The 23650-nt window shown below is 34.9% G+C and carries 18 protein-coding genes; 11 read left to right on the forward strand and 7 right to left on the reverse strand.

Annotation, left to right across the window (positions count from 1 at the left end):
* Positions 1–29 precede the first annotated feature (29 nt).
* The 3 genes from F6U93_RS11785 to F6U93_RS11795 all read left to right on the forward strand — a co-directional run bounded on the left by F6U93_RS11785 (position 30) and on the right by F6U93_RS11795 (position 5105).
* Positions 30–2408 (forward strand): outer membrane beta-barrel family protein, encoded by a 2379-nt coding sequence (locus F6U93_RS11785; protein ID WP_150940052.1) that lies wholly within the window; start codon positions 30–32, stop codon positions 2406–2408.
* A 94-nt stretch (positions 2409–2502) separates the two neighbouring features.
* The gene (locus F6U93_RS11790) at positions 2503–3474 is read left to right on the forward strand and encodes a type I phosphomannose isomerase catalytic subunit (RefSeq protein ID WP_150940054.1); all 972 of its coding nucleotides are present in this window, start codon (positions 2503–2505) and stop codon (positions 3472–3474) included.
* Between the two features lie 101 nt (positions 3475–3575).
* Positions 3576–5105 (forward strand): hypothetical protein, encoded by a 1530-nt coding sequence (locus F6U93_RS11795; protein WP_150940055.1) that lies wholly within the window; start codon positions 3576–3578, stop codon positions 5103–5105.
* Between the two features lie 281 nt (positions 5106–5386).
* Here F6U93_RS11795 and F6U93_RS11800 read toward each other — a convergent pair whose 3' ends face one another.
* Genes F6U93_RS11800 through F6U93_RS11820 form a run of 5 tightly spaced genes read right to left on the reverse strand, consistent with a single transcriptional unit; the run spans position 5387 to position 10611 of the window.
* Positions 5387–6046: an alpha/beta hydrolase gene (locus tag F6U93_RS11800; protein ID WP_150940056.1), complete on the reverse strand. Its 660-nt coding sequence runs from the start codon at positions 6044–6046 to the stop codon at positions 5387–5389.
* Position 6047: 1 nt separating this feature from the next.
* Positions 6048–6380 carry a hypothetical protein gene (locus tag F6U93_RS11805; RefSeq protein WP_150940057.1) on the reverse strand — a complete coding sequence of 111 codons (333 nt, stop codon included), beginning with the start codon at positions 6378–6380 and terminating at the stop codon, positions 6048–6050.
* 5 nt (positions 6381–6385) lie between these two features.
* Entirely contained in the window at positions 6386–7642 is a 1257-nt protein-coding gene (locus F6U93_RS11810) for a dihydroorotase (RefSeq protein ID WP_150940058.1), read from the reverse strand.
* On the reverse strand, positions 7639–9564 hold the full coding sequence (locus tag F6U93_RS11815; protein ID WP_150940060.1) for a BatA domain-containing protein: 1926 nt from the start codon (positions 9562–9564) through the stop codon (positions 7639–7641). The genes F6U93_RS11810 and F6U93_RS11815 overlap by 4 nt, the downstream gene beginning before the upstream one ends.
* A gap of 39 nt (positions 9565–9603) precedes the next feature.
* Entirely contained in the window at positions 9604–10611 is a 1008-nt protein-coding gene (locus tag F6U93_RS11820) for a glycosyltransferase family 2 protein (RefSeq protein ID WP_150940061.1), read from the reverse strand.
* A gap of 82 nt (positions 10612–10693) precedes the next feature.
* On the opposite strand from F6U93_RS11820, the gene F6U93_RS11825 reads away from it, so the two are divergent.
* Entirely contained in the window at positions 10694–12586 is a 1893-nt protein-coding gene (locus tag F6U93_RS11825) for a M61 family metallopeptidase (protein WP_150940063.1), read from the forward strand.
* A gap of 265 nt (positions 12587–12851) precedes the next feature.
* Here the strand turns inward: F6U93_RS11825 and F6U93_RS11830 are convergent, their stop codons facing one another.
* Positions 12852–13616 (reverse strand): TIGR02757 family protein, encoded by a 765-nt coding sequence (locus tag F6U93_RS11830; RefSeq protein ID WP_150940065.1) that lies wholly within the window; start codon positions 13614–13616, stop codon positions 12852–12854.
* Positions 13617–13854: 238 nt separating this feature from the next.
* On the opposite strand from F6U93_RS11830, the gene F6U93_RS11835 reads away from it, so the two are divergent.
* On the forward strand, positions 13855–14667 hold the full coding sequence (locus tag F6U93_RS11835) for a hypothetical protein (RefSeq protein WP_150940067.1): 813 nt from the start codon (positions 13855–13857) through the stop codon (positions 14665–14667).
* A 158-nt stretch (positions 14668–14825) separates the two neighbouring features.
* The gene (locus tag F6U93_RS11840; RefSeq protein ID WP_150940070.1) at positions 14826–15998 is read left to right on the forward strand and encodes an MFS transporter; all 1173 of its coding nucleotides are present in this window, start codon (positions 14826–14828) and stop codon (positions 15996–15998) included.
* On the opposite strand, the gene F6U93_RS11845 is transcribed toward F6U93_RS11840, so the two are convergent.
* Positions 15995–16660, reverse strand: a complete 666-nt coding sequence (locus F6U93_RS11845; protein WP_150940072.1) for an ABC transporter ATP-binding protein — start codon at positions 16658–16660, stop codon at positions 15995–15997. The two genes, F6U93_RS11840 and F6U93_RS11845, sit on opposite strands and share 4 nt — an antisense overlap.
* 299 nt (positions 16661–16959) lie before the next feature.
* On the opposite strand from F6U93_RS11845, the gene F6U93_RS11855 reads away from it, so the two are divergent.
* The 5 genes from F6U93_RS11855 to mnmA all read left to right on the forward strand — a co-directional run bounded on the left by F6U93_RS11855 (position 16960) and on the right by mnmA (position 23633).
* On the forward strand, positions 16960–17232 hold the full coding sequence (locus F6U93_RS11855; protein WP_150940076.1) for a hypothetical protein: 273 nt from the start codon (positions 16960–16962) through the stop codon (positions 17230–17232).
* 204 nt (positions 17233–17436) lie between these two features.
* Positions 17437–19077: a CTP synthase gene (locus F6U93_RS11860; protein WP_150940078.1), complete on the forward strand. Its 1641-nt coding sequence runs from the start codon at positions 17437–17439 to the stop codon at positions 19075–19077.
* Between the two features lie 120 nt (positions 19078–19197).
* Positions 19198–21093 carry a membrane protein insertase YidC gene (yidC, locus tag F6U93_RS11865; RefSeq protein WP_150940080.1) on the forward strand — a complete coding sequence of 632 codons (1896 nt, stop codon included), beginning with the start codon at positions 19198–19200 and terminating at the stop codon, positions 21091–21093.
* A gap of 205 nt (positions 21094–21298) precedes the next feature.
* A complete protein-coding gene (locus F6U93_RS11870; protein ID WP_150940082.1) occupies positions 21299–22003 on the forward strand; it encodes a toxin-antitoxin system YwqK family antitoxin in 705 nt (234 codons plus the stop codon).
* 442 nt (positions 22004–22445) lie between these two features.
* Positions 22446–23633 (forward strand): tRNA 2-thiouridine(34) synthase MnmA, encoded by a 1188-nt coding sequence (gene mnmA, locus F6U93_RS11875; protein WP_150940084.1) that lies wholly within the window; start codon positions 22446–22448, stop codon positions 23631–23633.
* Positions 23634–23650: the final 17 nt, after the last annotated feature.

Consider the following 23650-nt stretch of genomic DNA (forward strand, 5'->3'; position numbering starts at 1 on the left):
AACATTTTTGTAAAAACGAAACTGAAGTAATGAATCATATCAAAACCTATTTTACCGCATTTATTTGGATTTTACCGCTGTTATTTGGCTTTACAGGTGCTGCCCAAAATATTGAAATCAAAGGGCAAGTCGTAGAAGAAAATAGTAAACAGCCCTTAGCTTTTGCTACGGTGGCCATCGTTGAAAAAACGACCAATAAAGCGTTAAGTGGTTCGATTACTGATGATAACGGACATTTTAATTTAGAAACTGAATCAACTAATTTTTACGTGCAGGTCAGTTATATGGGTTTTATAACGAAGTCTATTAAAACCTTTGAGGTTAAGAAAAATAAGGTAGATCTTGACGTTATTCTATTAACTGAAGATGCTGAGCAGTTAAACGAAGTGTTGGTTCGTGCAGAGGTGTCTAGAAACGAATTTAAGTTAGATAAGCGTGTTTTTAATGTAGGAAGAGATATTAGTAACACAGGGGCCAGTGCTTTAGAAGTGCTAGGTAATGTGCCTTCAGTAAGTGTGAATATTGATGGCGATATAAGTTTACGTGGCAGTCAAGGGGTTCAGGTGTTAATCAATGGAAAACCTTCTATTTTAACCGAAGACTCTGGGTCTTTGGGAAGTATTACTTCTGATATGATTGAAAAAATTGAAGTGATTACCAATCCTTCTGCTAAATATGAAGCTGAAGGAACTTCTGGGATTATCAATATTATCATCAAAAAAGAAGAGCGTAAAGGGGTTAATGGCTCCGTGAGTTTGAACGCTGGTGTGCCAGATAATAATAGTGTAGGTGTGAGTTTAAATAAACGTTCAGAAAAATTCAACCTGTTTACTCAAATGGGCTTAGGTCGTCGTTCAAGACCACAAGATAATGAGTATATCAATGAAGATTTAATAAACAATACAACCCTTTATAATATTGGTGAGGAATACAGAAACGAGAAATTTTATACCATTACTTTAGGAACCGATTATTACCTGAATGATAATAATGTGTTCACCCTTTCGGGGAATTATGCCTTTGAAGATGAAGACCAGCCTTCTGATAATAACTACCAGTTATTTGATGTGAATGATAATTTAGATTCAGAGTGGACACGTTCTGAAACTACCGAAGCTTCAAATCCAAAGTGGCAATACGAATTGCAATACAAACGCGATTTTGAAGATCATGAAGATCATGATTTATTAATTAGTGCAACGGGGCGTTCGTTTAGTAAAGATCAAAATTCTACCTTCCATGATGAAACTATTTCTGGTGACGATAGAGATGCTTCTCAGAAAACCAGAACTGATTTTGGTGAAAACACTTATACCTTTAAAATTGATTATACCAAACCATTTTCTGAAAAATGGAGCATGGAAACCGGTGCTCAATATGTCATCAATGATGTGAGTAATGATTATGAAGTTCAGGATTTAATAAATGGAAATTATGAAACAAATGTAGGGCTTACTAATATTTTTGAATTTGATCAAAATGTATTAGGTGTTTATGCTACAGGCGCCTTTAAAGATGGTAAATGGGGGATTAAACCTGGTTTAAGATACGAGTACACTCAGGTAGATACCTATTTAGTAGATACCGATGAGGACAATAGTCAGGATTACTCCAACCTGTTTCCTAGTATTCATACCTCTTACAAGGTTTCAGATGCTATTTCTTTGCAAGCCGGATACTCTAACCGTATTTACCGACCAAGACTATGGGATTTAAATCCATTTTTCAACATTAGAAATAATTTTAATATCCGTCAGGGAAATCCAGACTTACAGCCTGAGTTTACAGATTCTTATGAAATCACTAGTATTTTTGATGTAGGAGGCACATCACTAAACTTTGGTTTGTTTCATAGATACACGACAGAGGTAATTGAACGCGTACAAACATCGGTAGATAATGTGATTGTAACACGACCAGAAAATATTGGAACCAATAGTACGGTTGGTATCGAGTTTAATACCAAATATACGCCAGTAAATTGGTTGAGCTTTAATGTCGATTTCAATTACAACCACTTTGTTCGTGAAGGGAGTTATGAGTCAACAGTATTCGATTTTAAGGGAAACCAATGGAACTATAAAATCTTAGCCAAATTTAAGTTGCCTGCTGATATAGATTTTGAAGCGACTTCTAATTACAATTCGGCTTACCGTACCTTGCAGAGTGAAGTGAGTGCTATTGCTTTTTTAGATTTAGGTGTGCGTAAAAAGATTTTAAAAGGTAAAGGTGTTGTGAGCATGAGTGTACGTGATTTATTTGCATCCCGATACAATGAAGCGGTGACCATTCAAGATGATTTTGAAGCCTATAGCCATAGGCAACGCGGTCGCTTTGTAACATTCGGATTTAGTTATGGCTTCGGTAAAGGAGATGCCATGGAGTATTCTGGTGGAAGAAGACGTTAGTTTTTTGTGAAACTGAAGGTATTCCTGCTAAAACACATGAAATTATTTTTTTAAAATATGTAGATTTGTGTAAACAACTACTATTTTAATTTTTATGACTTTATATCCTTTACAATTTTCACCTTTATTTAAATACAGAATTTGGGGCGGCGAGAAACTTAAAACGCAGCTTAATAAAAATTATTCAGAAGAAAATATAGGTGAATCCTGGGAGATTTCAGATGTTGAAGGTGATGAAACCAAAGTCGTTAGCGGTGCTTTACAAGGCAAAACCCTAAAAGACTTAATTTCTGAATACAAAGGCGCCTTTGTTGGGGAGAAGGTTTACAAGGAATTTGGAAGTGATTTTCCGTTACTTATAAAATTCATAGACGCCAAAACACCGCTATCTATTCAAGTACATCCTAGTAATGAAATTGCCAGAGAACGTCATAATTCCTTCGGAAAGAATGAAATGTGGTACGTGATGCAAGCCGATAATGATGCCGAGCTTATTGTAGGTTTTGATGAAGAAGTTTCTCAAGCAGATTATAAAAAACACCTAGAAAATAACACGGTTTTAGATGTGATGCACCATGAAACTGTAAAAAGTGGTGATACCTTCTATATACCAACGGGTCGTGTACATGCCATTGGTGCCGGGGTTTTATTAGCCGAAATACAACAAACTTCAGATATTACCTATCGTATTTATGATTACGACCGCGTTGATGCTAAAACAGGCCAAAAACGTGACCTTCATAACGACTTAGCGATTGATGTTTTAGATTATACCGTACACGACAATTACAAAACAGACTATAATATTGGGAAAAACGAAGCCCATATTTTAGTCAATTCACCTTATTTTAAAACCAATATCATTGAGGTTGAGGGCACACTAAAACGTGACCATACGGCATTAGATTCCTTCGTAATTTACATGTGCGTAGAAGGTGATTTAGAGCTTCAATATGATGATGTAAATTACACAGTTAAAACAGGTGAAACCATTTTATTACCAGCTGCGATTCCTTCAGTTGAGCTTAAATCTTCAGGAGCTAAATGTATTGAGGTTTTTATGTGATTTATAAAAACTATACGGTCTTCTAGGAGAGTTTAGTACATTTATGAATAAAGAATTGATTTCTTCTTGTATGTTGTATATTTGATAGTTGTACGCAATTTATGAAAACCGTAATTCACATAATAATTTTGACATTTATAACAGCTTCTTGCCAACCTCAAGAACTGAATGTGAATATCAAAAATGTTGAAATTAATATTCCTGGAAGTCCAGGACCTTGGTTGAAATACAACGATAATTTTTATTGTTACTTTAAAACTGACAATGACAAATTTAGTTCAGGTTCTAATCATCAATTTTACGTTCTTGATAAAGACGGTAAAATCAAATCTCAAATTGATGTTCCCAAAAAAATTCAAACCGTCTATTACGATTTATACATTAAGAACGACACAATATTTACGACTGAATATTATGACCATAACACTTTTTATCTTGACCAAACAAACAACACTTGGGTAGAAACAAAAAAAGGAATTGATTTATATTATGATGATAAAGAATATTCAGTTTATTCTCTCGATTTTGGAGAATGGGGTGGCGTTACTTGGTTCAAAGACAAACAAACGGGACAACAATTTGAGATTGGTGCTACTACACCAGTTATAAATCGATTAGGAGATTCATACTATTTAACAACAGGAAAATCTGTTTTAAAAATTGACAATCCTAAAAAGCTGGATAAAGGCGATGAGCCTTACGACTATCAAAAAGCGGTAATTGATGAAAGATACCATAGAGAAGGTAATTATTCTACAAACGGAGCAGAAACAGCGTTTGAATATGAAAATGACGATTATTTCAATCCGACATTTTCATTAGCAACATCATTCATTGCGAATGAAAAACTTTACCATTTATACAAAGACAGTATTTCTACCAAAATTGGCACTGTAGAAAATAAAAAGTTGGTTCCATTTTACGAATTTAAATCTGAAGTCAGACCTTTTCAATGGTATTATGACACAAGAAACCCAATTCAAAACAATAACTTTCAATCTGTTCAATTCCAGACAGACAAGAATTCTGTTTACGGAATTATAGAGATTAACAAAAATGATTTTAAAGTTACCCAATTCAAGAATATTTATATAGAACCTGTTTTTGGTGAAAAGAAAATGAATAGATGGCTTGAAAATACCTTTGACAATTATTATTCAAATTTTAGCGCATTGACTTTAAACCAAATAGATAAAGTTGAGCAGGAGTTAAATGCAACGGATATTACCCAAAAACATAAAATTTCAACTTATCGACTTGATGGACGAAATGTTGAGACACCAAGAATTTACCGAAAAATTGAGAGTGATAAGTTGAGGCTAATAGGAATGTATTACTATTCGGAAAATGACAAAAAAATACAGCTAATAAATTTTGAGTGGGGAAAAAACAGAAACAAAAATCAAAGCATAGAGGATGTTGTTGCTTCAATGTCCAATAAAGAAAAAGTAGAAACAATATATAAAGAGAAATTTGATTACATATCAAACTATCTAAAAAGAAAATTGGGAGAACCTGATAGTTCTAAATCGGAAAAAAATGGCGTTGAACAAAAATGGACAAAAGACAATAAAATTGTTGTTTTGGAATATAGCCAGAGAGATGTTGAACTAACAATTTACAACGAATAAAAAACTGCGTACAACACAGTATATAGCTCACAGCTAGCTAGTTGCTTAATCGAAATTAAGACATATTTGCAAAGTCGCCAAATTTTTAAATTTGACGATTTTCAATAAAAAAGATAAATAGTTAAAATTTAAAAATCTGGCTTGTGCTTAATCCAAAAATGATTTTCTAATTTGCACGCTACGAGCCATATACATAAACGTTGTGTACAATGTTGACCCGTCCTGAATAAAGGTATGAAGTGATTAAAGTACCAGTGAAAATTATTTTTGTAATGCGGTATTTACATCATCCTACTAGATAACCACTCCTTAAACTCAAAAAAGTTTTGTGGAGCCACACCATGACCTACAGGGAATTCAGAATACTGATTTTTAATGTTTAATTGATTTAAAAAGGGTTGGGTTTGTCTCGCCCAGTCAATTGAAATGACTTGGTCTACACTACCATGAGAGCAATAAAAATCTAAGTTTGAATAGTCTTTACTTTCTATGTCTTCAGGGAAAATGTCGTGAACTAAGTAGCCACTTAACGCCACAATATTTTTAACTTTTTCAGGGTAGGTTAGAGCGACACCATAGCTTAAAATACTACCTTGACTGAAACCTAAAAGCGACACATTATCTTTATTCACTGGGTAAGTTGCTACCGCTTCATCAATAAATTTAGCAATTAAATCACGCGATTGTGAAGCTTGCTCGATGTCATTCCATTTACCTTTTTCGGCATCAAAATTAATGGCGTACCAAGCGTTTCCGTAAGGTTCCATAGGGTAAGGCGCTTTTACAGAAATAATAAAAAGTTCTTCTGGCAGTTCAGTAGCAAAAGAAAATAAATCATTTTCATCACTACCATAACCATGCATCATGATTAATAAAGGCGCATTTTCGGTTAAACTTGATTTTCTAACGAGGTGTTCTAAAGAAAGTGATGTGTTTGTCATGTTATTTTCCAAGGTTTGAAAATATTTTTTGGTAAAAGGCACCAACTAAAGGTGCAGGTTGTGCTTTTCGTGTTAAGGCATTTGAAAAGCCAAAAATAAAAAGTATAGCGAAAAATAAGTAGAACGCTGTTGTGATTAGCCAGCTATCAAAAGCCCCAATGATGTAACCTAAGGCAAAGAATGTTAGCCAAAGTCCCAACGATTGTCTGATGTGAAAACTTGCAAAATCGGTTTTGTTTTCAGCATTTAAATAATAGGCAATGATAACACCAAAAATTGTAATATAACTGATGATGGCGTTTTTTCGGCCCGTTTCAATATCTTGTTCTGTCATGTTATTTATGATTTTAAAACCACTTGATTGTTAGAAACAATACCGTAAACTTGGCCTTTTAGAGTTTCGTTTTCAAAAATCGCATTCTTCGATTTTGAAACGATATCTGCTGTGCTAAAGGTGTATTTTTTATCTGGGTTGAAAAGCGTGAGGTTGGCTGTTTTGCCTTCCTCTATAATAGAAGATTCAATACCAAAACGACTTTTTCCTTTGGTTAAAATATCAATGGTTTTTTTAGTGGTGAACAGCTTCTGTAAAGCGCCAAAAGCACTTTCTAAACCAATGGTACCGTTATCGGCATAATCAAATTCTATTTTCTTAAGCTCGATGTTTAACGGGTTGTGATCTGAAGTCACCATATCAATCGTGCCATCTTTAACTCCTTCTATTAAGGCATCGGCATCACTTTGTGTGCGTAATGGCGGTAACACTTTAAAGCTGGTGTTGAAATCGTTTAGGGTTTCATCGGTGAAATATAAATTATGAATGGCCACACTACAGGTCACGTCCAGTTTTTTGTTTTTGGCTTCACGAATAAGTGCCACCGAATTTTTAGTAGAAATCGTTGGAATATGAAGTTTTCCGCCGGTATATTCTAATAAAAACAAGTCACGCGCAATTTGCATCTCTTCCGCAAGAGCGGGAATCCCTTTTAAACCTAAGCGGGTACTGGCAATATGTTCATGAACCACGCCTTTTCCTGCAATGCGGTTTTCTTGCGGATATGAAAATACCAATCCGTCGAAATTTGCAGCGTATTGCAAGGCAATTTTCATAAGATTTGGGTTCTCAATAGGTCTTTTGTAATCGTAAAAAGCTACGGCTCCAGCGCTATTCATATCATAAAGTTCAGCTAAATCAACACCTTGGCTCGATACCGTTAAAGCCCCAATAGGTAAAAGGTCTACCGCATGGTTAAAGGCTTTAGATTTTATAAAAGTAATGTTGGAATTAGAATCAATTACAGGGCTGCTATTTGCATTTAAGGCTACCGAAGTAAAGCCTGAAAATGCCGCAGTTTTTAATCCGTTTGCAATGGTTTCTCGTTCCTCCCAACCAGGTTCTCCAAAACTTACACCGCTATCAAACCAGCCTTGTGAAATATGCAGGTTGTCAAGGGTGATTTCTTGATAATTTTTAGGATTTTTAATGTTTGGGGCAATCTTAGTAATCACGCCATTTTCAATTAATAAATCCTGCGTAGAATTGTGAAATTCGCTTTTAGAATCTATAATCGTGGCCGATTTTATAAGTATGTTCATTTAAAGAATTTTAAGATGAGCATTTCAATAATCAATAACGCTAGTGCAAAAATAACAAACCATTTCCACAGGGCATTAATTTTTGTGTCACTTTTTATGGTGTCGAATATTTTGGTAATCGAATCACTTTGTGAAATGCCTTCTAAATAGGATAAGTCACGATAGTTCAACTGACTTTCGTTTCGGTTGAAATTGAAACTTACATTTTTAAGGGCTTCAGTTTTGTTCATCACTGTGTATATTCCGGCTTCTGAAGGTTCTTCCGAAGTTTTAATGACCACCTTATTCTCAAAATATTGCTGCCTCGGAATCAAGTTAACACTTTCTTTTACTAAAGATAAAACCGCATCCTGCTGCATTTGGGTTTCAACATCAAAGCTGTTTTCTTCGCCTATAGTATAATACAATTGAGGCGTTTTAAAACTTTGTTTTCCTATATTAAATAGGGTAGGGACGATAAGTGGCGAACTTTTAAAGCTAGAATTTTCACTATTTAAGGGAGATGTGAACACAAAAGTACGATGACTCTGTGCTAAAAAGGCTTTACCGTCTTCCAATTGTAAGGCTTTTGAGGCTCGGTTTGAACGCAATCCGTAATAACTACTCACTTTTGGGTATTGAAAATTTTTAACTTGCTTTTCAAAAACACCATTGCTATAAAGCGGGTGACTGTAATTGATAGTTGTGATGCGCTTTTCTAGTGTTATGAGTTTTGAAAATTGGGCACCAAACTGATTTAAAAATTGATTGTAGCTGTTTAGTTGAATGGCTTCTGAAGGAATAACAATAAGCGAACCACCTTGATTTGTAAATTGCTTTAAAGCTGAAGCCAAGGCCGTAGACACCGCATCCAATTCATTTAAAACAATAAGGTGCTGTTTGTTAATGAGGTTGAAGTTTAATTGTTTTTCCTGAGTTGAAAGGTAATTGAACTCATCTTCAGTGTAAATGCGTTTTAGGAAATCATCATCAGTAGCATTTATAGCTAAAACATTAATTTTTGAAGCTTTATTGATGTTGAAAAATAAGCTGTTGTCAAATTGTAAACTGGCGTCTTCAATGGTGATTTTTCCGTTGATAACTTGGTTTGTGGGTAGCGTAAAGGCCGTTTCTGCTTCGTCTTTTATAGTGACTGAAGTTTTGGCAATTAAAGTGTCGTTGTTAAAAAGGGAAATAGGTAAGTTGTCTATAGCATCTCCACTATTTTTTAGAGTCACAGAAAGCGTCATTTTATTGGCCGTTGTTTCCGATAGGTACCCTTTCTCTAGCGTGATATTGTTTTTGTTGACCGCCTGTAGTTTTACCAAATGGACCTGAGTAAGCGAGTCGGTTTCTATGTTGAATTCATCTTCATCTTGCTGAAAATCTGATATAAAAACCAAATTTTTCAAGCTACTTTGGTCTTTGCTAAAAAACGTTTTACTTTTTAATAAAGCGGCCTGTGATGTCAGTGAAGTAGCACTATAATTTAGTTTTAGTAAATCGTTTTTAATGGCCTGAATTGTCGTGTTTTTAAAAACGTGATTATTGGTTACAAGACTTATGTTTTCTGCTTCAGGAATGTTAGATATGACATCCTGCACGGCACGTTTTAATAGAGCACCTTGAGGGCCTTTGGCCTGCATGCTAAAGGAATTATCTAAGTAAATGACGGTTTCCTTTTCGGTTTTAAAACTACTTTTCTTTGAGGTATAGGGTTGGGCAAATGCAAATACTAAGGCTGCTAATAGAAGCATACGCGTTAGCAGAATAAGCCATTTTTTTATTTGTGAACTTTTTCGCGTTTGTAAAATAGCTTCTTTTAAAAAAGCCACATTGGTGAAGGCTTCACGCTGAAATTTACGCAGTTGAAATAAGTGAACAATGATGGGGATAAGCAGTAAAAATAGGGCGTAAAGAAGTTCGGGGTGTTTAAACTGCATAGTATTGGTAATTAGTCAAACGTACATAATTTTTAGTCATTAACAAAAGAAAACATAATCTTCAATAGCTTTTAATTTCAGCTGTTCCATGTAGTCTAAAATAACTTTTTGTTCTTCTTTATTGGCAACGCTGATAATGCTTTGTGGGTTTTTAATGGCTTCTAAACTGCGGAAGGGTTTCAAAACCGTACCATAAATATCTTTACCTATTTTTTTAGGATTATCGCAAATCCATTCAAACGGAATATTTAAAGCTGTTAGTTTTTTAGCAATGGTTTTGCCTTTGTTTCCAGCGCCCCAAACGACTAAAGTTTTGTCTTTTTTATAGTCTAATTCTAGAAAATATTTCAGTTTAATATCTATAAAATGATATTCGGCATAATGTTCATGGGTTCTGGATGTACGGTCACTGTAATCACGCCAATCGTGTAAAACCGCATCACAAGGAATACACTTAAAACCATACTTATAAAACCTGAAAGCTAAGTCGTAATCTTCCGGGTAAGTATTGGGGGTAAAGGCCTTACAAGCTATCAAATCCTCACGGTGCACCATCCAACATGGTGAAGGGATAACACATTCTTTATAGATTTCGGTGTAATTTGTGCCTTTTTCCGTTAAGGCATTTAGCCAAAGTTCATAACTTTTATAACCTGCTTTTATACCTGTTTCAGCAAAATAATGGACTTTTCCGAGGGCTACATGCTGTCTTCCGTAGGTCAATAAATTTTCAGTTAAAACTTCAATTTTATTTTCACGCATCACATCATCACTATCCATACGGGTAATGAAATCACCTTGACAATTTTCAAAAGCGAGTGCTAAGGCATCAATAATTCCGCTTCCAGAGTTTTTTAAAAGTTTGATGCGCTGGTCTTGTTTGGCAAAGCTTTCAACAATACTATAACTGTTATCTGTAGAATGGTCATCTACAATGAGCACTTCCCAATGGGGATAACTTTGTTTAATAATAGAAGTCAGACAATTCGTAATATAATTTTCTGTATTTTTAAACGGAATTAAAATACTAACAAGCGGATTTTGCATACGGCGAATTTAACAAAACCTTAGCGAATGCTCCCGTTAGTTAATAGTATTTTGCACATCATTTTAACATAAATTAAATTACATGAAAAACAGATTTTTAGCCTTGTCCCTTGCAGGCTTAATGTTAGCCAGTTGTGGTACCAAAAAAACATCAACCAATGATTTGGCTGTAAATACACCCATTGAAACGACCTTAGACTTAGTTAATATTAACGAAGACCGTGTGCCAGTAACCATTGATCCAGGACGTTTTACAGTTGATAAAGTGACTTACAGACTGCCTAAAGTCGTTCAGGGTACTTACGCTGTTAGTGATTTTGGAAAGTATGTTGATGATATCAAAGCTTACGACTATGACGGTAAGGAAATGGCTATTAACCATGTAGATACCAATACTTGGACGATTTCAAACGCCAAAGAATTAGATAAAATCACTTATTTGGTCAATGATACTTTTGATATTGAAGAAAATGGAGGTATTGGTCACGAAACGCCTTTTTCACCTTCCGGAACGAATATAGAAGAAAATAATTATGTGCTTAATTTACATGGTTTTATCGGGTATTTTGATTCTTTAAAAACCAATCAATACAAAGTTGATATTACGAGTCCGTCTGAATTTGTGCGTACAGGAGCACTTCAAGAAATAAGTTCTAAAACAAGCGAAGATGGTAGTACAACCACAACAAGCTATTTAGCACATAAATATTTTGAAGTTACCGATAACCCATTAATGTTTGGTGATTTAGACGTTGAAACTTTTCAAGTAGGTGATATTAAAATAGTATTAAGTGTGTATTCGCCAAGTAAAACGCATTCGGCTAAAACCTTAAAAGAAACGGTTTTCAAAATGATGGAAGCTCAAAAAGCCTACCTTGGAGATGTTAACAGCACACCGCGCTATGATATTTTCTTATACTTATCTGAAGGGAAAGAAGATTCACCTAAAGGTTTCGGAGCCTTAGAACATCATACCTCTACTGTAGTGGTTTTTCCAGATGATATGTCTGCCAGTTTTTTAAATAAAAATATGATTGATGTGGTGTCGCATGAATTTTTTCATATTGTAACACCATTAAGTGTACACTCTGAAGATGTGCAGTATTTTGACTATAACAACCCGACGTTTTCTAAGCATTTATGGATGTATGAAGGGGTTACTGAATATTTTGCAACCTTATTTCAAGTAAACCAAGGTTTGGTTGATGACAGTAGTTTTTATAGTACGATAATGGAAAAAATAAATGGTTCAAGACAAATGGATGATTCCATGAGTTTTACCATTATGAGTGAAAACGTTATTAAAGAACCTTACAAAGATCAGTACTTAAATGTTTACCAAAAAGGAGCTTTAATTGGAATGTGCATTGATATTTTAATGCGTGAAGAAAGTGACGGAAATCGTGGTGTTTTATCATTGATGAAAGAACTATCTAATAAATATGGTAAAGAAAAACCTTTTGAAGATGATAAGTTAATTGACGAAATTGTAGCGATGACTTATCCGTCTTTAGGGGACTTTTTTGAAATGCATGTTATAGGTGATGTACCAATTGATTACAATGCGTTTTTTGCTAAAGTCGGACTAGAAATAGGTGAAGGTAAAGTAGAAGGGAACTACATTATTATGGATGAAGCGCCTATCGTTGATGGTGATCCTGAAAAACAAGTTATCTTTTTTACCGAAAAGGTTGCTGAAAATAGTTTTTGGGTAGAACAAGGTGTGAAACCTAATGATATTCTAAAAAGTGTTGGCGGAAAACCTATGAACTTCCAAAATGCCAATGTTATTTTACAAGAAATTTATACTTGGACTCCTGGACAGGATATTGATGTGGTTGTTGTTCGTGATGGAGAAGAGATTAATATAAAAACTAAAGTGACCAAAACCTATGTTAGCGGTATGGGGATTTTAGAGAAGAAAGATGCTACTGATGCTGAGAAGGCCTTGCGTGAGGCTTGGTTGCGTGGGTAGTTTTTTTAGGAGTTAAGAAGTTAAGGAGTTTGCGCTTCGCGGGCTCAGCGGCTAGGAGTTAAGTAGGTTTCGCTTCGAAGGCTCAGCTCTTAGGAGTTAAGTAGGTTTGGCTTCGCAGGCTCAGCGGCTAGGAGTTGAGGAGTTTGTACTTCGCAAGCTCAGTACTTGGAATTTTTACTTCGCGGGCTCAGGTTGAGTGGAATTTAAAAAAGCGATTATGAACGAGTTCATAATCGCTTTTTTTGTTTTACTAAATGTTTTTTTGTTAAAATCCTTCAAAAACGCCTAAACCAAATAAGGCAAAGTCATATTTTACAGGGTCTTTAGGGTCTAAGGTTCTTAAAGCGGTGTCTAATTCTAATAAGGCTTTGGCGTCGTTTTGCTTACGGGTTAGTACGCCTAATTTTCTAGCTACATTTCCAGAATGCACATCTAAAGGGCAAGATAATGCAGAGGGGGAAATTGTTTTCCAAATACCAAAATCAACACCCGCTTGGTCGCTTCTCACGAGCCAGCGTAACATCATGTTCAATCTTTTAGCTGCCGAACCTTTTTTAGGGTCACCAACATGTTTTAAGGTTCTAGAAGGGTGATTTATAGAAAAAAAGGTCTTTTTAAACTCATGAATGGCAGTTTGCATGCCGTTTTCTGAAGCATGTTTTTCAAAAACAGCTTCCAAGCCACCATGGTTTACATAAATGTTCTGCAATGATTTTACAAAATAACTTAAATCTTCAGCATTAAAAGTGCGATGCACAAAACCTTTAAAAGCTTCTAAGTCACTTTCTTTGTGGTTGATGATGAAATCATAAGGCGAATTCCCTAGTAATTGCATCATACGGTCTGCATTTTTTATAATCATTTTGCGATTTCCCCAGGCTATGGTGGCCGTTAAAAAAGAAGCGATTTCAATATCTTCCTTTAAGGAAAATCGATGCGGAATTTGAATGGGGTCACTTTCAATAAACTTGGGGTTATTGTACGCTATGACTTTAGAGTCTAAAAACTCTTTTAATTCTGATGTGTTCAAGCTTAATAAATTGAGATTCAACATTGATTTAGCTTATCAAAAGTACTGTTTATTATGTGATTTGGGAAGCAGATTGTGGTATGTATAATTGAAATAAAATGGTTTTCATATCTTTGAATGGTAAAAATCACCGATAAACGGTAGTTGTTTGTCTGAAATTTGAGTTTTTAACTGGTAAAATGAACTAAATTTTAGAAGCAATACGTTATTTCGCTAAACATTAAAAACACAGAAACTTATGAAAAAACTATTTGTACCTATTTTAGCCTTATTTTTTATAGCCTGTGATCAGGAAGATGTAGACGATGTAAAAAATTCAGCAAATCCAGAGGCCAGTATTGAGGCTGTTAGAGAGTATGCTTTAGTCAATCAAATTTTTCAGGATATAGGGAACAATACAGGTGATGCCGTATTAACCTCTGAAAATTCGCAAACTTCTAAAATTTCTGGCGCTAAAAACGAACCTAATATTACCATAGAACCTTTTGATTTAACAAGCTTTCCAAAAACCATAACTGTTGATTTTGGTGACGGACTTCTATGTAAAGATGGTATCACGCGTAGTGGAGTCGTAACTATTGTATCTTCCAACTGGTATAGAGTAGAAGGGAGTGTGCATACTACGACTTTCGATAATTACTATCATGAAGATTATAAAGTTGAAGGCACGCATGTTTCTGAAAACCTTGGAGAAAATGCAGATGGTTTCTTGGAATATGGAGTTACTATTAATGAAGGAAAAATTGCAACAGAAGCTGGGGCAGGCATTCAGTACAAAGAAAATTCTACACGTACTTGGATTTCTGGTTTTGATACGCCTCTAAATATTTGGGATGATGAATATTTGTTAGATGGTAAACAATCTGGTGAAAGTTCAAAAGGTGTAGAATATACTTTAACTATTGATGAATCGCTTCACTTTGTGTTATTACCACGCCAAGTGAAATCTGGTATTCTATCTCTTGAAGTTGGGTTTTTTAAAGACATCAAATTAAATTATGGAGAAAAAACCATCACTGTTTTAGGTGTGACTTATCCTTTAGTGGATTAAATAATACCAATTCTTGTTTAAAATGAGAATTGGAATAAATTATATAAGTATAAGTTTGAATCGTGTACCCGCGGTTCAAACTTTACTTTTATAATTGTTCGGTTTTTAATGTTAACTTTGGAATTAAACCACGACAAAACATTCCCAACCCCATTAATTTGAACCACTCCAAAGTTATTTTACCCACTATTGTCGTTTCTCAGTTCTGCTGTACCTCATTATGGTTTGCTGGAAATGGTGTGATTACCGATTTAATTTCCACCTTTAATTTAGAACCTTCGGCATTAGGACTTTTAACTTCAGCAGTCCAGTTTGGGTTTATCATGGGTACTTTGCTATTTGCTTTTTTTACAATTACAGACAGGTTTTCGCCTTCAAAGGTCTTTTTTGTGAGTGCGCTTTTAGCCGCTTTTTTTAATGGTTTGGTTGTTTTGAAGGGTCATAGTATTCATACTTTAATATTGCTCAGGTTTTTAACGGGCTTTTTCTTGGCGGGTATTTATCCTGTGGGCATGAAAATAGCAGCCGATTATTATCAAAAAGGCTTAGGGAAATCTCTCGGATTTTTAGTTGGTGCCCTTGTTTTAGGGACCGCATTTCCACACCTATTAAAAGGGTTTAATCAATTTATGGGCTGGGAAAATATTGTGTACACAACTTCAGCTTTAGCGGTGCTAGGTGGTGTTTTAATTTTAGTTTTTGTTCCCGACGGGCCTTTTAGAAAATCCGCGAAAGCGATGGATTTATCCGTGATGTATAAAATATTTAGAAATGCAGATTTTCGTTCTGCTGCTTTTGGGTATTTTGGTCACATGTGGGAACTTTATGCGTTTTGGGCATTTGTACCCTTACTTTTAACCACTTATGTTAAGATACATCCTAATGCAGGGTTTAATATTTCGGTGTTAAGTTTTAGTGTTATCGCTCTAGGCGGAATTGCTTGCGTGATTTCAGGCTATTTGTCACAAAAGTTTCAAACGAAACGTGTGGCCTTAACAGCTCTAATTTTATCGGGGATATGTTGCTTGGGCTCGCCGTTGTTTTTCGGAATCACTTCCGAAGTCATTTTTATAGGGATTATCGTCTTTTGGGGTATGGTGGTTATTGCCGATTCACCTTTGTTTTCAACACTAATCGCACAAACTGTAAATCCAGAATTTAAGGGCACAGCCTTAACCATTGTGAATTGTATAGGTTACTGCATCACAATAGTGAGCATAATGCTTTTAAATAGTTTAAGCGCTTATGTTGCTATAGAATATCTTTTTGTGGTACTAGCAGTCGGCCCCCTTTTGGGGGTTCTTGCTTTATTAAAAAAACGACAGGTTTAATTATTCGTTATTTTTCCATCAACCATCGTTAGTTTTCTATCCGCCATATTGGCTAAATCTTCATTGTGCGTTACAATCACGAATGTTTGTCCGAATTCATCACGAAGTTTAAAAAATAAATTATGAAGGTTTTCAGCAGATTCACTATCTAAGTTACCAGAAGGTTCATCGGCAAAAATTAAAGCTGGGCTATTAATTAAAGCACGAGCTACAGCAACACGTTGTTGTTCACCGCCCGAAAGTTCATTGGGCTTATGGGAGTATCGATGTGATAAGCCTAAAAAGTCTAAAAGTTCTTTACCTCGTTTTTCTGCATCGGCCTTATTGGTGCCTTTGATGAAAGCGGGTAAGCACACGTTTTCTAAAGCGGTAAATTCAGGAAGTAATTGATGAAACTGAAAAATAAACCCGATATGTTCATTTCTAAATTTCGCTAAGGCTTTATCCTTTAAATCGTTGATTTTAGTATTATTTATGCGTAAATCAAATTTTTCGCGTGAAGAAGCACGGTCTAAAGTGCCAAGAATCTGTAACAAGGTTGTTTTTCCAGCGCCCGAAGCCCCAACAATTGAAACCACTTCACCTTTTTTAATATGCATATCAACGCCTTTTAATACTTCTAAGTCGCCGTAATATTTATGAATGTTTTTTGCTTTAATCATCGATAAAAAATAATAGGGGTGAATTTACCACTTTAAAGCGTTATGGACAATTAAGAATGCTTTTTATTGTCATATCTATTTTTAAGGCTATATTTAAGGGGAGAATTAAAGTAAAAAATGAAAAGTGAATAATTAAAAATGGTCAACTCTATTTTGGAAGTTCAGTTAATAATGTTTAATAAGTAATTTTTCTTGCATATAAATAAAGTATTAGTTTCCAACAACCAACAACCAACAACCAACAACCAACAACCAACATCCAACAACCAACAACCAACAACCAACAACCAAAATTACAAATGAATAAAAATAAAAAACTCATACTAGGCATTATCTTCGATGCTATTGGTTGTCTCTCATATTTTTTTCCAGGAGCAGGGGAGTTATCTGATATTGTTTGGGCGCCAATTTCAGGTTGGCTGATGACAAAAATGTACAAAGGAAAAGCAGGAAAAATTGCTGGAGTTATTGCTTTTGTAGAAGAAGCAATGCCGGGGCTAGATATTATTCCAACTTTTACAATCATGTGGTTTTATACCTATGTTATTAAAAAAGATAAAAAGCCTAGCTAGAACGCCCTAAAAATTACCATGATTTATAGAGCTTTTTTCTCTAAGAACAGCTTAATTCATATCTTTTATATCGTTTTTATGGTTTTGAGTTATGTGAATTTTAACTAAGCGAGCGCTGCAAAAAGACTTCTGAAATAATGTTTGTAAATACCACTCAAATAACTATTAAAATTTCGTAAATTTGCCTGCGTTTAAAAGCGCAACATGACAAGTACTACAAAATACATCTTTGTAACCGGTGGAGTTACATCATCCTTAGGTAAAGGAATTATAGCAGCATCTCTTGCTAAACTGTTACAAGCTCAGGGTTACCGAGTTACTATTCAAAAGTTAGATCCGTATATCAACGTTGATCCAGGAACCTTAAATCCTTATGAACATGGGGAATGTTATGTGACTGAAGATGGCGCAGAAACCGATTTAGATTTAGGACACTACGAGCGTTTTTTAAACCGTGCAACTAGTCAGGCGAATAACGTGACTACAGGTAGAATTTACCAAAGTGTTATTGAAAAAGAGCGTCGTGGTGAGTTTTTAGGAAAAACCGTTCAGGTGGTTCCTCATATTACAGATGAAATTAAAGAGCGTATCCAAATTTTAGGTAAATCTGGCGATTATGATATCGTGATTACTGAAATTGGTGGTACCGTTGGTGATATCGAGTCTTTACCATATATCGAAGCTGTACGTCAGTTACGTTGGGATTTAGGTGAAAATAACGGTATCGTAATTCATTTAACGCTTGTACCATTTTTATCTGCTGCTGGCGAATTAAAAACGAAACCAACACAGCACAGTGTTAAAACCTTAATGGAAAGTGGAGTTCAAGCTGATATTTTAGTATGTAGAACCGAGCACAACTTACCAAAAGATTTACGTCGTAAATTGGCTTTATTCTGTAACGTAAAAGAAAATGCAGTCATTCAGTCTATTGATGCGTCAACCATTTATGATGTACCTAACTTAATGCTAGACGAAGGTTTAGATAAAGTGGTTCTTGAGAAGTTAGCACTTCAAAGTGATGTGCCGGATATTGAAAAATGGAATCAATTTGTTCACCGTCATAAAAATCCGAAATCTGAAATTACTATCGGATTAATTGGTAAATACGTTGAGTTACAAGATTCATATAAATCTATTTTAGAAGCTTTTATTCACGCTGGCGCGGAAAATGAAGTAAAAGTAAATGTAGAATCTGTACATTCAGAATACATCAATAAAGATAACGCGAAGTTGAAATTAGGTCATTTAGATGCTGTTTTAGTAGCACCTGGTTTTGGAGAGCGTGGTATTGATGGTAAAATTGATGCAGTGCAATATGTGCGTGAGAACAATGTGCCTTTCTTAGGTATTTGTCTTGGTATGCAAATGGCAGTTATTGAATTTGCTAGAAACGTATTGGGTATTAAAGATGCCGCTTCTTCAGAAATGAATTCTACATCAAAGAATCCTGTAATTGATTTGATGGAAGACCAAAAAACAATTACCGATAAAGGCGGAACGATGCGTTTAGGAGCTTGGGCTTGTGATTTAAAACTAGGTTCTGCTATTCGTGATATTTATAAAGCAGAAAGCATTAGCGAACGTCACAGGCACCGTTACGAGTTTAATGGTAAATATAAAGACCAATTGGAAGCTGCAGGTATGAAAGCAACTGGATTAAACCCAGATACAGGTTTGGTTGAGATTGTTGAAATCCCAGAACACCCTTGGTTTGTTGGTGTACAATACCATCCTGAATATAAGAGTACAGTGGCTAACCCACACCCTTTATTTGTGGCTTTCGTAAAAGCAGCCTTAACAAACAGCAGAGGAAAAAGAAGTGCCAGTATGGCAAAAAAATAAAACTGGAGCGTTTATTGAATAACCCATTCAGATTATAACAAATACCTTGTCATTTTAAATCATAAACAATCTTTTATATAAAGAAAGGTTTCAATAAGTTAAAATGACTTCAATTAAAATATGGAAGAAAAAAAATTAGATCTTAATTCGATTATAGGTTTTGTCCTTATTTTCGGAATTTTAGGCTACATGCTGTGGCAAAATCAGCCAACACCTGAAGAAATTGAAGCACAGCAAAAAGCAAAAGAAGAACAAGTTGCTGCTGAAAAGAAAGCGAACTCAGACAGTGAAACTGCGGTAACTACAGCTTCAGATTATACTACAGGTTCAGGCCTTGATTCGTTACAGCAAATAGCATTAAAAAATAAATTAGGGGCTTTCGCTTATTCAGCGATGCAATCTAAAGGTGGAGAAACTACGGTTGAAACCGATTTGTTTGAATTGAAATTCAACAGCAAAGGGGGGTATCTTTCAGAAGTGCGCTTAAAGCAATTTGTAGATTATGATTCACTTCCTATTTATTTGCTTCAAGATAAAAATTCATCTTTCAATATTAATTTTGGAACTTCAGATAGTCGCAACTTAAACACAAAAGATTTACCATTTGTTCCTGAAGTAACTAAAAACGGTGATGAGACTGTGGTTTCTATGAAGCTTAAAGTTTCTGAAAGCAAGTTTTTAGAGTACCGTTACGCCATTAAGGAAGGCGATTACATGATTGACTTTGCGGTGCGTTCGCAAGGATTGGGTAATGTTATCAATAGTGCTTCTGAAATTAATTTAGATTGGAAAATTAAAGGATTCCGTCATGCAAAAAGTATCACTTATGAAAACAGGTATACTGATGTGCATTATGAATATGAAGGAGGAAAAGATAACTATACAGGGGCAAGTGATGCCGATAAAGACATTGAAGATGTCACTTGGATTGGTTTTAAACAACACTTCTTTTCATCAGTTTTATTAACCGATAAGGCCTTTAAAACGGCTAATATCAAAACAGAAAATCTTGTTGATGATGAGGTTGTAGATACGGTTTATACTAAAGATTTTGCGGCTAAAATGCCTTTGGAATTACAAGGCGGTGAGTTTAACGAGTCGATGGATTGGTATTTTGGTCCGAATGACTTCGATATCTTAAATGCTTATGATAGAAATCTTGATGAGTTAGTACCTTTTGGATGGGGTATTTTTGGGTGGATTAACCGTTATGTGTTCATGCCCTTATTTAGCTTTCTTGGGGCTTATATGTCTTATGGTATTGCCATTGTAGTTATGACTATTTTGGTTAAAATATTATTGTCTTTTGTACAATACAAACAATTCTTATCACAGGCTAAAATGAAAATTTTAAAGCCGGAATTGGATGAAATTCGCGAAAAACATAAGAATAACAAAATGAAAGCGCAGCAAGAAACTATGGCCTTGCAAAATAAAGCAGGGGCAAGCCCAATGGCGGGTTGTTTGCCAGCTTTAATACAATTGCCAGTATTCTATGCTTTATTCCAATTTTTCCCTTCAGCTTTCGATTTAAGACAGAAACCGTTCCTTTGGGTAGATGATTTATCGTCTTATGATGTTATTGCAGAATTGCCGTTTAATATTCCGTTTTATGGAAGTCACGTGAGTTTGTTCCCAATCTTGGCATCTATAGCAATTTTCTTCTACATGCGTTTAACGACTGGACAGAACATGCAAGCAGCGCAACCGCAACAAGAGGGCATGCCAGATATGGCTAAAATGATGAAGTATATGATGTATTTTTCACCAATCATGATGCTATTCTTCTTTAATAACTATGCGTCTGGTTTGAGTTTATATTATTTCATTTCAAACTTAATTAGTATTGGTATTATCTTGGTGATTAAGAACTTTATTCTTGATGAAGATAAAATTCATGCACAAATTCAGGAGAATAAGAAGAAGCCTAAGAAGCAAAACCGTTTCCAAAAGAAAATGGCAGAAATGATGGAGCAGGCTGAAGCACAACAAAAAGCTCAGAAAAAAGGTAAATAATACCATTTGATATATTTTAAAAGCTGCTGAAATTTATTTTGGCGGCTTTTTTGTTATAAAAACATCTTGAATTTTTATGTCATTCAACCTCGAACTAATTATTGTCGTCTTCAAAATGACGAGAATTATAAATGTTATACAATTAAAGAGGTATTAGACGTTTGTAAAGTATATTTCCGCGAAAGCGTTATAAATAATTTAATATATGAAAAGGATAATAGGGTTACTACTTGTTTTAATGATAAGTTATCCAACTTTTGCTCAGGAGATTAACCAACTTGATGCTGAAGGCAAACGTCACGGCGTTTGGAAAAAGAATTTTGAAGGCACAGATATCTTAAGATACGAAGGGCAGTTTAAGCATGGTAAGGAAGTTGGTTTGTTTAAATTCTATAAGAATTATAAGAACAAAGCCATACTGAGCGCTACGAAGCAGTTTAATAACAGCACTTCGATTGCTGAGGTCAAGTTTTTAGCATCTAACGGAAAAGTGATTAGTGAAGGAAAAATGGATGGTAAATTACATATTGGTACTTGGAAATACTACCAAAAAAACTCAGAAGATATACTGATTTTAGAACATTATAATAATTCAGGTGAATTGACTGGTGAACGTTTGGTGTATTATCCTAATGGAGCGATCGCTGAAAAAAACAACTATATAAACGGGAAATTAGAAGGCACGGGTTATTCATACACTGAAAACAATACGATGCTCACTAAAAACGAATATGAAAATGACGTTTTTCATGGGAAGTCTGAGTTTTATAACGCTAAAGGCCAACTGGTGTCTGAAGGCATGTTCAAAAATGGTAAAAAAATTGGCATGTGGAAGTTTTACGAGAATGGCAAATTGGTTGAAGAAAAGAACTTTTCTTATGTCTCTAAGCGCACAAAAAAAACTCCTTAAATCTTAAGGAGCTCTCTTTTTTTATAGACAATTATTCGAGGGTGGAAAGAGTGATAATTGTCTACAAACTAACAAACCAAAACTAACTAAACTAATATTGTTTCAATAAATCGGTTTATCGATTATTGTATACTTTAAAAAAAACAGATACCGGTATTTAAAGATATCTTGTTTTGTAAATGTCAAATTTCACGTATCTATTAGTAAATATAATAAAAAAGACAGAAAAATAACACGAATTAAATTAATACTTTTCTGTATGTAGTTTTATTATTACTATTGATGTCGTATAAATATAGCAACAATTATGTTAAATAACAATTTTTGTAATGCTTTTTTTGTTAAACTGTTAAAAAAATCGTTTTATGTTACATTTGATATAAACTATATTGTTTTACGCATCTTGTAATTATATGTATCTTTGTGCCCTAATTTTTTTAGAATGAAACGAGTAATTATTGGCCTATCTGGCGGTGTAGATTCAAGTGTAGCAGCCTATTTGTTAAAGGAGCAAGGCTACGAGGTTATTGGTTTGTTTATGAAAAACTGGCATGATGACTCGGTAACCATTTCTAATGAATGTCCGTGGCTAGACGATAGTAACGACGCCATGCTAGTGGCTGAAAAATTAGGTATTCCGTTTCAAACCGTCGATTTAAGCGAACAGTATAAAGAACGTATCGTAGATTACATGTTCAATGAATATGAAAAAGGGCGTACACCAAACCCTGATGTGCTTTGTAATCGTGAAATTAAATTTGATGTGTTCATGAAAATCGCCCTTGATTTAGGTGCAGATTATGTGGCAACAGGCCATTATTGCCGGAAGGGCACTATTGAAAAAGATGGAGCTGAAACTTACCAGTTATTGGCTGGTGTAGATGGTAATAAAGACCAATCCTACTTTTTATGTCAGTTATCTCAAGAACAATTGGCTAAATCTTTATTTCCAATAGGGGAGTTAACCAAGCCTGAGGTACGTGAAATCGCCACAAAATTAGATTTGGTTACAGCGGATAAAAAAGATTCTCAAGGCCTTTGTTTCATAGGAAAAGTAAAACTTCCAGATTTTCTTCAGCAACAATTAAAGCCTAAGGAAGGGGTTATTGTTGAAATTCCTAATAATTTTGAAAACTACAATCAAGACGTTCCCGATTTTTCTTCGGAAGAAGAGAGTTTAGCCTTTTTATCTCAAAAACAACACTATCAAATTGCTGATGGTAAAGTAGTAGGTAAGCATCAAGGTGCGCATTATTTTACGAAAGGGCAACGTAAAGGTTTAGGTATAGGCGGCACCGTAGAGCCTCTGTTTGTTATTGATACCGATGTTGAAGAAAATGTCATTTACACAGGTCAAGGCAAAGAACACCCTGGCTTATATAAAAAGGCCCTGTTTGTAACCAACCAAGAATTGCATTGGGTGCGTGAGGATTTAGCCTTAGCAGATGGTGAAACCATGGACGTTAAAGCACGCATTCGTTACCGACAAGCTTTAGAAACGGCAACACTGCATAAAGTAGAAAACGGTTTATATGTGACTTTTGATAATAAGCAATCAGCCATTACCGAAGGACAGTTTGTGGCTTGGTACTTGGAAGACGAGCTTATTGGTTCGGGGGTAATTTCGTAAATTAGTCCGATTCTAAA

The sequence above is a fragment of the Pseudotamlana haliotis genome, assembly GCF_008806375.1.
In the GTDB taxonomy this organism is placed as follows: Bacteria; Bacteroidota; Bacteroidia; order Flavobacteriales; family Flavobacteriaceae; genus Pseudotamlana; species Pseudotamlana haliotis.

What these genes read in the sequence shown, in the direction of transcription:
- F6U93_RS11845 (WP_150940072.1), bottom strand. Translation starts at nt 16,660, where the DNA reads ATGATTAAAGCAAAAAACATTCATAAATATTACGGCGACTTAGAAGTA.
- yidC (WP_150940080.1), top strand. Translation starts at nt 19,198, where the DNA reads ATGGAAGAAAAAAAATTAGATCTTAATTCGATTATAGGTTTTGTCCTT.
- F6U93_RS11805 (WP_150940057.1), bottom strand. Translation starts at nt 6,380, where the DNA reads ATGACAGAACAAGATATTGAAACGGGCCGAAAAAACGCCATCATCAGT.
- F6U93_RS11795 (WP_150940055.1), top strand. Translation starts at nt 3,576, where the DNA reads ATGAAAACCGTAATTCACATAATAATTTTGACATTTATAACAGCTTCT.
- F6U93_RS11820 (WP_150940061.1), bottom strand. Translation starts at nt 10,611, where the DNA reads ATGCAAAATCCGCTTGTTAGTATTTTAATTCCGTTTAAAAATACAGAA.
- F6U93_RS11870 (WP_150940082.1), top strand. Translation starts at nt 21,299, where the DNA reads ATGAAAAGGATAATAGGGTTACTACTTGTTTTAATGATAAGTTATCCA.
- F6U93_RS11790 (WP_150940054.1), top strand. Translation starts at nt 2,503, where the DNA reads ATGACTTTATATCCTTTACAATTTTCACCTTTATTTAAATACAGAATT.
- F6U93_RS11835 (WP_150940067.1), top strand. Translation starts at nt 13,855, where the DNA reads ATGAAAAAACTATTTGTACCTATTTTAGCCTTATTTTTTATAGCCTGT.
- F6U93_RS11810 (WP_150940058.1), bottom strand. Translation starts at nt 7,642, where the DNA reads ATGAACATACTTATAAAATCGGCCACGATTATAGATTCTAAAAGCGAA.
- F6U93_RS11785 (WP_150940052.1), top strand. Translation starts at nt 30, where the DNA reads ATGAATCATATCAAAACCTATTTTACCGCATTTATTTGGATTTTACCG.
- mnmA (WP_150940084.1), top strand. Translation starts at nt 22,446, where the DNA reads ATGAAACGAGTAATTATTGGCCTATCTGGCGGTGTAGATTCAAGTGTA.
- F6U93_RS11815 (WP_150940060.1), bottom strand. Translation starts at nt 9,564, where the DNA reads ATGCAGTTTAAACACCCCGAACTTCTTTACGCCCTATTTTTACTGCTT.
- F6U93_RS11800 (WP_150940056.1), bottom strand. Translation starts at nt 6,046, where the DNA reads ATGACAAACACATCACTTTCTTTAGAACACCTCGTTAGAAAATCAAGT.
- F6U93_RS11825 (WP_150940063.1), top strand. Translation starts at nt 10,694, where the DNA reads ATGAAAAACAGATTTTTAGCCTTGTCCCTTGCAGGCTTAATGTTAGCC.
- F6U93_RS11860 (WP_150940078.1), top strand. Translation starts at nt 17,437, where the DNA reads ATGACAAGTACTACAAAATACATCTTTGTAACCGGTGGAGTTACATCA.
- F6U93_RS11855 (WP_150940076.1), top strand. Translation starts at nt 16,960, where the DNA reads ATGAATAAAAATAAAAAACTCATACTAGGCATTATCTTCGATGCTATT.